Source organism: Arthrobacter sp. 01T425 (assembly GCF_056398725.1).
Window position 1 is genome coordinate 53,975 of sequence record NZ_JBFTPY010000007.1, and the last position, 12,489, is coordinate 66,463.

Below are 12,489 nucleotides of genomic sequence, written 5' to 3' on the forward strand. Positions count from 1 at the left end.
GCGGCTGCCCGGCAAACGCGTTGCCCCGGGCGCAGGCCCGCCGGACGGCCGGCGCTCGCGGCGCCTCAGCCCACGGACAGGTCGGCCCCTTCGTCGGACGTCGACAACATCAGGACGTGGCACACCTCGCGCCAGCCGAGGTGCGAATAGAGTTTTTGGCCGTCCAGCGAGGCGAGCAGCAGCCCGGAGTCGACGTCGTGTTCGAACGCCTGGGCTGCCAGGGCCTTCATGATGAAGCTGCCCAGCCCCCGCCGCTGGTAAGCCTCTGACGTCACGATGTTGTCGAAGATGGCGGTATGTCCCACCACAAACACGCGTCCGCTCGCGGCGACGTCCTCGCCGGCGCTGACCACCGCGTGGTGGACGCCGTCCGTCCGGGACGTCTCGAGCCTGAGGTCGTCATCCGAAAGCCAGGGGTCCTCCGAATCCTGGGTCTCCATGTCCACGATCATCATGGTTTGGGAGGCCGAGGTGACATGCAGCCCATTCCGCTGCCCCAGCATGGTGAATCGGGCCACATCGTTGGTGAGGATGGTGAGGACCCGGGCCGGCGCTTCGGCCGTCTTTGCCGCCAGCGCCTCGAACTCCGCGTCGGACGGATCGTAGGCGAAGTACTCCCATTCGTGGGTGGTGTCACCGCGAAAGGCCGCGGGGAACCTGCCCTCCCTGCGCGTCTCATATCCGCGGCAGCCGGCCCATCCGGCAACCCAGATTTCCAGCAGGTGAGTGGTGTCTTCAACCATGGCGTCAAGACTCATGTGATGAGCGTATTCCAGCAGTGCCACAAGCAACAGGGGTCGGGTCGGGGGAAGCCGCTTGCTTATCCAATTGTGACTGTCGCCCGGCCGCCCGCCCCAGCAAGTACCCTTAAAAGCGTGGCTTTGAACAGGATTGTCCTCTTTTACGGATTCACCCCCCTGCCTGACCCGGACGCCGTCCGGCTCTGGCAGCGCGCCCTGTGCGAAAAACTCGGACTAACCGGCCGCATCATCCTTTCCAAGGACGGCATCAACGCCACGGTCGGCGGAGAACTGAACGCCGTGAAGCAGTACGTCAAAACCACGCGCGAGTACAAGGGCTTCCAGGGCATCGACGTGAAGTGGTCCGATGGCGGCGCGGCGGACTTCCCGCGGCTCAGCGTCAAGGTGCGGGACGAAATCGTTTCCTTCGGCGCCCCGGGCGAACTCAAAGTCGACGCCGGCGGAGTGGTGGGCGGCGGAACCCACCTCAAACCCGAGGAACTCCACGAACTCATTGAAGCCAAGAAACAGCAGGGCGACGAAGTCGTGTTCTTCGACGGCCGGAACGGGTTCGAGGCCCAGATCGGCAAGTTCAAGGACGCCGTCGTTCCCGATGTCGCCACCACCCACGACTTCATCAAGGAACTCGACTCCGGCAAATACGACGCCCTCAAGGACAAACCGGTTGTCACCTACTGCACCGGCGGCATCCGCTGCGAGGTGCTGTCGAGCCTCATGGTGAACCGCGGGTTCAAGGAGGTCTACCAGCTCGACGGCGGCATTGTCCGCTACGGCGAGGCCTTCAAGGACCAGGGCCTGTGGGAGGGCTCACTGTATGTGTTCGACAAGCGCATGCACGTCGAGTTCAGCGGGGACGCCAAGACGATCGGCGAGTGCGTCCGCTGCTCGGCACCCACGAGCAAGTTCGAAAACTGCTCGAATCCGTCCTGCCGGACCCTGACGCTCTATTGCGCCGGGTGCGCCGCGAGCCCCGATACCCTGCGGTGCCCCGAGGGCTGCGCCGCCTGAGGCGCGAGCCGGACATTTGGCCGGCCGGGAACCCTCAGATGCGGCTCACCCGGTACGCAAAGTTTGCCGGTGCGTTCGCATCCACTTTGATGGAGAGCGACGCATCTGCGGCCAGTTGCACCACGTTCACCCTGGACGTCCCGCACCGGAGGCTCAGGTCCACGAGTTCGTTCTCACCGTTCTCGATGGAAAAGGACACGCGGCGGGTGCTCCGGCAGGCCAGGGTCAGGGCGTAAGTACCCTTGGGCAGCTGGGCTGTAGTCTCTTTGCGCTCCTCGTCCGCCTCCAGCGTCCCGAAACCCGTCTGGAAGACCTGCCCCTCGGCGTCGGGCAGTACGGCATCGACCCAGTCATCCAGTTCCTCGCCCGTCACCGGCTCGTTGAGATGGGGGTCCTGGGGCAGGGCGGCGTCAGTGGTCGGCGGAGGGGCAGCGGAGGTCGATTCATCGTCCCAGTGGTCGGCACTGTATTCATAGGCGCAGCCGGACAGGGCTGCCCCGAGAAATACCGCAACTGAAAGCACCACGGCGGCCGCCGGGGTGCGCCGTCGCGGCACCCTGCTCGCCGGCACAGTTGGCATACCCTGAGATTAGGGCGGCCCGGAATCAAACGCCAGAGGCCAAAGGTCCGGGTCGGACAGGCCTTCAGGGGGGCGCCGGGCCGGACGCCACGAACCGGGCTGCGGCGGGTGCTACTCGGACGACGCCAGGTGGTACGCGTAGAGAAGCGGGGCATCCACACTGGACGTGCTGAGCGTGACCTTGCCCGCGGCGGGCACTTTGATGCGGGCGGTTTCGCGGCTGCCGTTGCAGGCGGCTCCGGCTTCGGCGAGCTGGCTGCCGTCCAGGCTGACGGCGAAGAACGCCTTCCCGCCGCCGTCGCAGGTCATGGTCAAGGTGTAGGTGCCGGCGGGCACGCCGGACGCGGTCCGGACGATCGGATCCCGGTTCAGGATTTTTCCGGCATCCTCCAGCACTGTTCCCGGGGCGGAGGGCAGCGCGGTGGCCTTCCACGCCGGGACATCGGCGCCCTCAATCGAACCGGCCGGGGAACATGCCGCTGCAGCCAGTACGACGACGGCGGCGGCCACGCCGCTGAGCGTCCGCCGGGCCAGACGGGCGGCCGGGACGTGGGAGGAAGGGAAAACCATGCCTCAAACTTACCGTCTCGCAGGCTCCCCTCCGGCCGCGCCGACGTCCCGGGCGCCCTCTCCCTGCGGGCCCTTGACTTTGACGCTGCGTCAAAGTTTAGAGTCGAAGCGACGGCCGGCAGCGACGGCCGGCAGCGACGGCCGGCAGCGATGGCCGGCAGCAGCCGGTCGGCACGGTAACAGCGGGGGTCCGAGGAACGCGGGCCTCGAAGGAGCAGAAGGGTGGAGGCATGGACTGGTCCGTTCAGCAGATCGCGAAATTGGCCGGCACCACCGGCCGGACTTTGCGTCACTACGACGACATTGGCCTGCTCAGGCCGAGCCGCACCGGCAACAACGGCTACCGGTACTACGGCCAGGAATCCCTGGTCCGTCTGCAACGGATCCTGCTCCTGCGCGACCTGGGGCTCGGGCTGCCGGCGATCGCGGACGTGCTCGGCAACGAGGCGGACGCGGAGCATGCACTGGGCCGGCACCTGGCGTGGCTGCTGCAGGAACAGGACAGGCTGGGGCGGCAGATTGCCGCGGTCCGTCACACCATTGAGGCATTGCAAACGGGAGGAAAGATCATGGCGGAGGAAATGTTCGACGGTTTCGACCACACCAAGTACCAGGAGGAAGTCCAGCAGCGGTGGGGCAAGGACGCCTATGCAAAGTCCGACACCTGGTGGCGCAGCATGGGGGCCGGGGAGAAGGCTGCCTGGACGGAACAGTCCCGGCAGCTCGGTGCCGAGTGGACGGCTGCTGCGGCGTCGGGAGTCCCGGCGGACAGCGCGCAGGCGCAGGACCTGGCCCGGCGCCACGTCGAATGGCTCAGGGGAATCCCCGGCACGCCGGCGTCACCCGCAGCGGGCGGCAGCCCGGCGGCAGGTGGTGGCATCAAGGGGTACGTGACGGGGCTCGGCGAGATGTACGTGGCCGATCCCAGGTTCGCCGCCAACTACGGCGGTGAGGACGGCGCCGCCTTCGTCCGGGACGCGCTGAAAATCTATGCCGAGAACGAGCTCTAGCCGGACCCGCACGCCCCAAGCCCAGCCCCGGCGCTGACGGGGCCAACCCAGGTCCCACCCCCGGGCCCGGCCCCCGGACTAAACTTGTCCGGTGACTTCCTCAGCGCAAGGCCCCGCCGCACCCTCCCGTTCAACGCAGGCTCCCGCAGCCCCGTTCACGGCCGGCAACACCCCGGACGCTCCGCGCAGCGACCTCGCCGGCCTCCTCGAGGCCCTGGCCGCGGACCTGCGTGCGATTGGCTACACCGTGGACGGGGTTGCGGAGCTGCTCGGCGAGGCCGCGCACTCGGCCCTGGGCCGGGACCAGCTCATCCCGGCCCTGATCGTCACCGGGCGTTCCCTCGGGGAGCCGGCGACGGCGGCGCTCGCCGTCGTCGTGCGTCTCTGGCTTCTGTCCGAGCCGCAGCCCGCGGCGACGCTCGACGCCGCCCTCCCCGGCATCCGTACCAAGGGGCTGGTGGAACTTGGGCTCGTGGAGCCTGCGGGCGGGGACCTGGTCCAGGCCAGGGTGGACCTCAGGCCGTACGGCTGGGACCCGACAGTGGGGGAAGACGGGACCAGCGCCGGCGGAGCAGACCTCTGGGTGGCCAGCGACCTCGCGGCCCACCAGCGCGCCGGCGTTCTTCGTCACGACCATGTCCTGGGGATTGGGCAGGCCTCCACCACCCTGGTCCAGGTCACCGCCCGCCGCCATGTTGCCAAGGCCCTCGATCTCGGCACCGGCTGCGGGATCCAGACCTTCCACCTGCTGCACCACGCCGAGCACGTGACAGCCACGGACATCTCCGAACGCGCCTTGGCGTTTACCCGGTTCAACCTGCTGCTCAACGCCGCCGAGCTGCACCTGGACCCGGCCGACCTTGACGCCCGCGTCAGCCTGAGGCTCGGATCCCTGCTGGACCCCGTCGCGGGGCAGGAGTTCGAGCTGGTGGTCTCCAACCCGCCCTTCGTCATCACCCCCCGCAGCCTGGGCGAGACCGCCACGGACCAGTTCACGTACCGCGACGGCGGCCTGCCGGGGGACGAGATTGTGTCCTCGCTGGTCCGTGTGCTGCCCTCGGTCCTTGCCCCGGGCGGAACGGCCCAGCTTCTGGGCAACTGGGAGATCACGGCCGGCGCCGGCTGGGCCGACCGGCCCCAGAGCTGGGCCGGCCCGGCCACCGACGTCTGGTTCATCCAGCGCGAGCAGGTGGGCCCCGAGCAGTACGCCGAGACCTGGCTGCAGGACGCCTCGGAAAGCCGCGACCGCCGGCTCTACGCGGACTCGTACGCGGCCTACCTGGACGACTTCGCCTCGCGCAATGTGGCCGGAATCGGCTTCGGCATGATCTGGCTGCGGAGGCCTGCCGACGGCGCGGGGCGGGTGCTGTCGCGCTTCGAGGAGATCACCTACCCGATCGAGCAGCCGGTAGGGCCACACCTGGGCGCCGCCGTCGAGCGTGCCGACTGGCTGGCCGGCCATGATCTGGCCGCCGCCCACCTGCTGGTCGCGGAGGACGTCACCGAAGAACGGCACCAGCGCCCCGGTGCGGAACACCCCGGCGTCATCCTGCTGCGGCAGGGTGCCGGGCTGCGCCGCACCAACCTGCTCAGTACCGAGCTGGCGGGCCTGGTCTCAGCGTGCGACGGCGACCTGTCCGTCGGGCAGATCATCGGCGCCCTCGAGGCGCTGCTGGGCGGCTACGAGGGGTTTGACAGCGCGGAGTTCCGTGCCGGCCTGCTCGAGGAAGTCGGGAACCTCGTCCGCGACGGCTTCCTGCTGCCTGCCTGATACCGTCGCGGCCGTGCCCGCCAACAACGGTTCGGCCGCGGCCTTGGCCGGCAACGCCGCGTACGCCGCTGCCCCGGCCGCCGCCTTGGCCGCCGCTGGAGTGTTGGCGGCGGAGTCCTCCCGGCCGAACCGCGGCAGGACGTACGCCGTGAGGGCGAGGGCCACCAGGGCCCCGACGGCGCCGGTGAGCACGAAGCTGACGCGGACCGGCACCAGGGCGCCCAGGAGACCGCCCAGGGCCAGCGCGCCAATGGAGACGGCACGCGTCATCCCGCCGACAATCGCCATCGCCTGGCCGCGCCCGCTTTCCGGAATCCGCAGGATCGCGATGGCCCCGAAACAGGCGTTCAGGACGCCGCAGGCCACTCCCGTCCCTGTGTAGGCCGCAAAAAGCAGTTCCACGCTCGGGACCATCCCGGTGAGGACCAGGCACGCCGAGGCTCCGGTCATGGCGGCCAGCAGCACGCGCAGGCGGACCCGCGGCGTCCTGATCCTGCCGGCCATCGCGGCCCCGGCCGCCATGCCGAGGCCGAAGGCTGCGGACAGGAGGCCGTACTGGATTTCGGTGGCGCCAAGCTCGTTGCGGGCCAGGAACACCTCGAGCACGTTGGTGGCTTCGCCGACGACGATGAAGAACATCGCCCCCAGGACCAGGGCCCAGACCAGGCTGTCCCGGCGGATCAGGCGCAGCCCGTCCAGCAGCGCGGGCTTCGCCTGGCCGGCACGTTCGGCCGCCGTGCCGCGCCGGGTCCGGATCAGCAGCGCGCCCAGCCCCATAGCGACGTAGCAGCCGCTGGCCACGGTGAACACCAGCCCGGTCCCGCCCCAGCCGCTGAGCAGGCCGCCCGCGGCGGGTCCTGCCATCCCCGCGATCATGATGGTCGCCTGCATGGTCCCCATGGCCCGGGGGGTGCGGTCCTCTCCGACGATCCGCGGCAGCAGGGCCTGCCAGGTGGGGCTGGCCACGGACTGGGCCGCGTCGAGCAGGAACGTCATGGCAAACAGCACGGGCAGATAGTTCTCCAGGTACTGCATGCCAAGCCCCATGCCGGCGACGGCGGCGGCGCTGACCGCCGAACTCGCCGTCGCCAGCGTGCGCGAATCCATGGTGTCGGCGAGCCGGCCGGCCCACGGGGCCAGGAGGACCAGCGGCAGCGCTGAGCACAGCAGGTACGCGGCCACGAGCCAGGGCCCGGCGACAGGAGTTTCGCCGGCGGCGGCCGCGTTCTGCAAATGCAGCATCACGCTGACGACGACGGCGCCCATCCCCGCCGTCGCCACGAACCGGGCGGTGCCGGCAATCAGGAAGTCGCGGTTGCGCCACAGGGGCGGCACGCCGGCTGCGGATGCCGGCAATTTATGAAGTGTATGTTTCATAAAAAGGAACCTAGTCCGGCGGCAAAACAAATGTCAAGCATTTCTTTCATAGTTTGGCGGGGCTGGATACACTGGAGGAGTGAACGCAGAAACCCCGACGGCGGAGTCAATGGCTCCGCCGGCCACCAGGCGCCGGCACCGTCCGGAGAAGCAAGTGGAAATCACCGACCCGAAGGCGATCCGTGCCTTGGCCCACGCCGCCCGGCTGGAGGTCATTTCCGAGCTGTATTCCACGCAGGTGAGCCGGACGGCCACCGAGCTTGCCGCGCAGACCGGGCTGACTCCCAGTGCCATGAGCTACCACCTGCGGGCACTGCAGAAGTGGGGCATCGTGATTCCCGCCGCCACCGCGGGGGATGCCCGGGAGCGGCGCTGGCAGGCCGCCGGTACAGATTTCACCATCCACTCGCTGGGGGGAGTGGCCAGCCCCGAGCTCGCCGTCCTGGACCTCGAGCTCGACGCCTACCGCCGCCGGGTCCGTGCCTACGCCACGGCCCGCAACGCCCGGCGCGAGAGCGGCGACACCGCCGACGGGCCGTCCTCGGTAGTACTGGCCAGCAATCTGCTGTACCTGACGCCGGACCAGCGGGCCGAACTGACGCGGCGGATCTTCGACCTGCTGCGGGACTACGAACTGGAGGATCCGGACCACCTGCCCGAAGGTGCCGAACGCATGGCCACGATGTGGTCGATGATTCCGGACGACCGCGGCCCGGCGGCCGCCGCAAAACCCGCCGCCGCAAAACCCGCCCCCGTCAAGCCCGCCGCCGGCAAGGGCTGAGCCGCCGCCGGGGAGGGCTGAGCCCGCCGCCGGGAAGGCCTGAACCGGTCGCGGGCACGGCGCTGAACCGCTTCCGGAGTGCGCTCAGGGGCCGGCCGGCACGTGGCCCTATTGCGGCCGGAAGCCGCATCCGCCGGGCCGTCATTTCCGGCCGGATGCGCGGGATTCTGCAAAATATGGTGAACTAGGCGGGTATGGGCGCATCTGCCCGAGCCACCTTTTTCTGTAGGAGCACCGTGCCAAGCAAGGCCAAAACCGGCAAGAAACTCGTGATTGTGGAGTCTCCCGCCAAGAGCAAGACCATCGCCAAGTACCTCGGCGAAGGCTTCATTGTGGAGGCCTCCATCGGTCACATCCGCGACCTCCCGCAGCCCTCGGAGCTCCCCGCGGAACTGAAGAAGACCCCGCTGGGCAAGTTCGCCGTCGACATCGACAACGACTTCAAGCCTTACTACGTGGTGTCCTCGGACAAGAAGAAGAAGGTCGCCGAGCTCAAGGCGCAGCTCAAAGACGCCGACGCTCTCTATCTCGCAACCGATGGGGACCGCGAGGGCGAGGCCATCGCGTGGCACCTGCTCGAAGTGCTCAAGCCCAAGGTTCCCGTCTACCGGATGACCTTCGGTGAAATCACCAAGGAAGCCATCCACCGCGCCATGGACAACCTGCGCGATGTCGACCAGGACCTGGTGGACGCCCAGGAGACCCGGCGCGTCCTGGACCGGCTCTACGGTTATGAGATCTCCCCGGTGCTGTGGCGCAAGGTGGCCCGTGGCCTCTCCGCCGGCCGTGTGCAGTCCGTTGTCACCCGCATGGTGGTGGACCGCGAACGCGAGCGGATGGCCTTCAAGGCCGCCTCCTACTGGGACCTCACCGGCCAGTTCGGCGCCGGCGCCGGCTCCTTCAAAGCCAAGCTCGCCGCCGTCGACGGCGCCAAGGTCGCCAGCGGCCGGGACTTCAACGACAACGGCGAGCTCACCTCCCGCAACGCCGTCCACCTCAACGAGGAACTCGCCACCTCGCTCGCGGCGGGGCTGCAGGACGCCGACTTCCGCGTCCGCTCCGTCGACACCAAGCCGTACACCCGCCGCCCGGCGGCACCGTTCACCACCTCCACCCTGCAGCAGGAGGCCGGCCGCAAGCTGCGCTTCTCCTCGAAGAGCACGATGCAGGTGGCCCAGCGGCTCTACGAAAACGGCTACATCACCTATATGCGTACGGACTCGTCCGCGCTGAGCAACGAGGCCGTCACGGCCGCCCGGCGCCAGGCCTCCGAGCTGTACGGCCCCGAGTACGTGCCGCAGTCGCCGCGGGTCTACAGCGGCAAGGCAGCGAACGCGCAGGAAGCCCACGAGGCCATCCGTCCCGCCGGCGACTCCTTCCGCACCCCGGCCCAGGTGGCCCAGCAGCTCTCCGGCGACGAATTCCGCCTCTATGAGCTCATCTGGAAGCGCACGGTCGCCTCGCAGATGGCTGATGCCAAGGGCTCCACCGCCACGATCCGTCTCGGCGCCGTCACCGTTGGTGACCCGGCCGACCGCCGCGACGCCGAGTTCTCGGCGTCGGGCACCGTCATCACCTTCCCCGGCTTCCTCGCCGCGTACGAAGAAGGCAAGGACGAAAGCCGCGGCGACGACGAGTCCGAGGAAGCACGCCGGCTGCCCAACGTGGCCAAGGACGACGCGCTCACTGCCAGCGACATTGTCGCCGTCGGCCACGAAACCTCGCCGCCGCCGCGCTACACCGAAGCCTCGCTGACTGCGGAGCTGGAAAAGAAGGGCATCGGCCGCCCGTCGACCTATGCCTCCACCATCTCCACGATCCAGGACCGCGGCTACGTCCGGAAGCAGGGCTCCGCGCTGGTCCCGAGCTGGATCGCGTTCTCCGTGATCCGGCTCCTCGAACAGCACTTCCACGACTACGTGGACTACGAGTTCACGGCCGACATGGAAGCGGACCTGGACAAGATCGCCAACGGCCAGGCGGCCGGACCCGCGTGGCTCAAGCACTTCTACTTCGGGGAGGACTCCGAGCCCGGCCTGCTGAGCATCGTGAACAACCTCGGCGAGATCGATGCCCGCGAGATCAACTCCATCCCCATCACGGACGCGATCACCCTCCGGGTCGGCAAGTTCGGCCCGTACCTGGAAAGCTCCACCGCGACGGTGGATCCCGAGACCGGCGAAGTGGTTGAGGCGGCCCGCGCCAACGTCCCCGAGGACCTGGCCCCGGACGAGCTCACGGCCGCCAAAGCCGTTGAACTCATGGAGACCGCTGCCCCGGAGGAGCGCGTCCTCGGCGCGGACCCGCACACCGGGCACACGATCGTGGCCAAGAATGGCCGCTACGGCGCCTACGTCACCGAGATCATCCCGGAGATGACCGAGGAACAGCTGGCCAACCAGCCCGTTGAGTACTACAAGAACGGCAAGCCCAAGCCGCCGAAGAAGCCCGTCAAGGCCAAGCCGCGCACCGGGTCCCTGTTCGCGTCCATGAGCGTGGACACCATCACGCTGGACGAGGCGTTGCAGCTCATGAGCCTGCCCCGCGTGCTTGGCCAGGACGCCGACGGCAACCCGATCACGGTGCAGAACGGCCGGTTCGGCCCGTACCTGAAGAAGGGCACGGACTCCCGCTCCATCGGCTCCGAAGAGGAGATCTTCACGATCACGCTTGAGGCGGCGCTGGAGATCTACTCGCAGCCCAAGCAGCGCGGCGCCCGTGCCGCCGTGCCGCCGCTGGCCGAATTCGGACCGGACCCGGTCTCGGAGAAGAACATCGTGGTGAAGGAAGGCCGGTTCGGCCCGTACATCACCGACGGCATCACCAACATCACCGTGCCGCGCACCACCTCGATCGAGGAGCTGACCCGGGAACGCGCCGTCGAACTCCTCGCGGAGAAGCGGGCCAAGGGCCCGGTCAAGCGCACGACGACGGCCCGCAAGGCGCCCGCACGGAAGGCCCCGGCCAAGAAGTAGGCAGCACGCCGAAATCGCCGGAAACCTGCCGATTCGCCGGAAAATACCGGCGAATCCGCAGGTTTCCGGCGATTTTGCGTTTGCGGACGGGCCGTGGACGTGATCGAGTAGGAATATGACTGAACAGCCCGCACACCTGGACAACCAGCCGCTGAACGAACTCGAGGAGCAGCTCGCCCGGGGGGAGCAGCCGGACGCCAACCCGGTGGACGTGATCCTGGCCTTCCTCAACAACGAGGTCTATGTGGTCAGCTCCGACGCCCTCGAGGGCCCCGACTCGCAGGTGGAGCCGCTGGTCCTCGCCAACTCCTCCGGCAAGCCCGTTCTGGCCGTTTTCTCGCACCCGAGCCGCGTCACCGAGCAGTATCTCGCCGCCGCCCCGAACGTGCTGGGCACGCAGGGCGCCGCGATCATCGGTAACCTCGGCGCCGAGCTCGGCATGGTGATCAACCCCGGCGCCGCCTACGGTTTTGAAATCGACCCGGAGGGCGTGGCCAACATCCGCCGCGACTTCAAGCCAACGGACGAGCCCGCTGACGGCACTGCCGACCCGGCTTAGGCCCGTCATCGGCCAGACTGCGACGGCGTTATTCTTCGCGAATACCGCCGTCGCAGCTAGGCCGGCCGCTCCGTGGGGGGAATAATGGCAGCATGCGTCTAGGCGTCCTCGACATCGGGTCCAACACTGTCCATCTCCTGCTGGTCGACGCCCATCCCGGCGCCCGCCCGGTCCCCTACGCCTCGCATAAGCGGCGGCTGTCGCTCGTGCAGTACCTCGACGACGACGGCAACATCGACGACGACGGGCAGCATGAACTGGTCGAGTTCGTCCTCGAGGCGTGGGAATTCGCGGCCAAGCACAAAGCCGACGACCTCCTCGCGTTCTGCACCTCGGCCATCCGCGAGGCCACCAACGGCGCTGACGTCCTGGCCCGCGTCAAACATGAAACCACCGTCACCCTCCGGGAACTCACGGGCAGCGAAGAGGCGTCCATGACCTTCTTCGCCGTCCGGCGCTGGTACGGCTGGGGTGCCGGGCCCATCCTGAACCTGGACATCGGCGGCGGCTCCTTCGAGATGGCCCTCGGACAGGACGAGCTGCCCGAGCTGGCGATGTCCGTTCCGCTCGGCGCCAGCCGGCTGACGCGCGACTGGCTGCCCGAGGACCCGCCCTCGGCCAAGAGCATCAAGGAGCTGCGCCGCTACATCCGCTCCACGCTCAAGCCCGCGGTGCGCAAATTCGAGAAGCTGGGCCCGCCCAACCTCGTCGCGGGCACGTCCAAGACATTCCGGTCCCTCGCCAGGATTGCCGGGGCCGCCCCCAGCGGCGCCGGGCCCTACGTCAAGCGGGAGCTGCTGGCCCTCGACCTCGGGCTCTGGGCGCAGCGGATCTCGGCCATGGAGATAGGGGACAGGCTCCACCTGCCCGGCGTCTCCGAGGCCCGCGCGCCGCAGGTCCTCGCCGGCGCCCTCGTCGCGGAAGCGGCACTGGAAATGTTCAAGTTCGACAGCATGGTGACCTGCCCGTGGGCCCTGCGTGAAGGACTCATCCTCCGCCGCCTGGACCAGCTGGTGTTTGAGGGGCCGATCGATCCCCCGCCGCATGTGGCAGAGCAACCGCCGGCGCGGCTTCAGTCGCCGGAAAAGGCTCTCTGA

General features: G+C 68.6%; 10 protein-coding genes and 1 pseudogene. 7 read left to right on the plus strand and 4 right to left on the minus strand.

Annotation, left to right across the window (positions count from 1 at the left end):
• Positions 1-65 precede the first annotated feature (65 nt).
• Complete coding sequence (locus AC1DNG_RS09895) at positions 66-758, minus strand: GNAT family N-acetyltransferase (protein WP_476850234.1); 693 nt, start codon at positions 756-758, stop codon at positions 66-68.
• Positions 759-875: 117 nt separating this feature from the next.
• Here AC1DNG_RS09895 and trhO point away from each other — a divergent pair, with 117 nt between their 5' ends.
• On the plus strand, positions 876-1,769 hold the full coding sequence (gene trhO, locus AC1DNG_RS09900) for an oxygen-dependent tRNA uridine(34) hydroxylase TrhO (protein WP_028277710.1): 894 nt from the start codon (positions 876-878) through the stop codon (positions 1,767-1,769).
• 34 nt (positions 1,770-1,803) lie between these two features.
• Here the strand turns inward: trhO and AC1DNG_RS09905 are convergent, their stop codons facing one another.
• Positions 1,804-2,349 carry a DUF6023 family protein gene (locus tag AC1DNG_RS09905; RefSeq protein WP_476872256.1) on the minus strand — a complete coding sequence of 182 codons (546 nt, stop codon included), beginning with the start codon at positions 2,347-2,349 and terminating at the stop codon, positions 1,804-1,806.
• 111 nt (positions 2,350-2,460) lie between these two features.
• Positions 2,461-2,919, minus strand: coding sequence for a hypothetical protein (locus tag AC1DNG_RS09910; RefSeq protein ID WP_223913613.1), 459 nt, complete (start codon positions 2,917-2,919; stop codon positions 2,461-2,463).
• A 230-nt stretch (positions 2,920-3,149) separates the two neighbouring features.
• Here AC1DNG_RS09910 and AC1DNG_RS09915 point away from each other — a divergent pair, with 230 nt between their 5' ends.
• Positions 3,150-3,929, plus strand: coding sequence for a MerR family transcriptional regulator (locus AC1DNG_RS09915; RefSeq protein WP_476887256.1), 780 nt, complete (start codon positions 3,150-3,152; stop codon positions 3,927-3,929).
• Positions 3,930-4,020: 91 nt separating this feature from the next.
• A complete protein-coding gene (locus tag AC1DNG_RS09920; RefSeq protein ID WP_476872259.1) occupies positions 4,021-5,700 on the plus strand; it encodes a DUF7059 domain-containing protein in 1,680 nt (559 codons plus the stop codon).
• A gap of 114 nt (positions 5,701-5,814) precedes the next feature.
• Here AC1DNG_RS09920 and AC1DNG_RS09925 read toward each other — a convergent pair.
• Positions 5,815-7,077: pseudogene (locus AC1DNG_RS09925) on the minus strand (MFS transporter); the annotation flags it as partial.
• Positions 7,078-7,156: 79 nt separating this feature from the next.
• Here AC1DNG_RS09925 and AC1DNG_RS09930 point away from each other — a divergent pair.
• The 4 genes from AC1DNG_RS09930 (at position 7,157) to AC1DNG_RS09945 (ending at position 12,489) form a co-directional block, all read left to right on the plus strand.
• Positions 7,157-7,858, plus strand: coding sequence for an ArsR/SmtB family transcription factor (locus tag AC1DNG_RS09930; RefSeq protein ID WP_476855533.1), 702 nt, complete (start codon positions 7,157-7,159; stop codon positions 7,856-7,858).
• Between the two features lie 236 nt (positions 7,859-8,094).
• Positions 8,095-10,833, plus strand: coding sequence for a type I DNA topoisomerase (gene topA / locus AC1DNG_RS09935; RefSeq protein ID WP_476855534.1), 2,739 nt, complete (start codon positions 8,095-8,097; stop codon positions 10,831-10,833).
• 115 nt (positions 10,834-10,948) lie between these two features.
• Positions 10,949-11,392 (plus strand): SseB family protein, encoded by a 444-nt coding sequence (locus tag AC1DNG_RS09940; protein WP_028277718.1) that lies wholly within the window; start codon positions 10,949-10,951, stop codon positions 11,390-11,392.
• A 92-nt stretch (positions 11,393-11,484) separates the two neighbouring features.
• Positions 11,485-12,489, plus strand: a complete 1,005-nt coding sequence (locus AC1DNG_RS09945; RefSeq protein ID WP_476850226.1) for a Ppx/GppA family phosphatase — start codon at positions 11,485-11,487, stop codon at positions 12,487-12,489.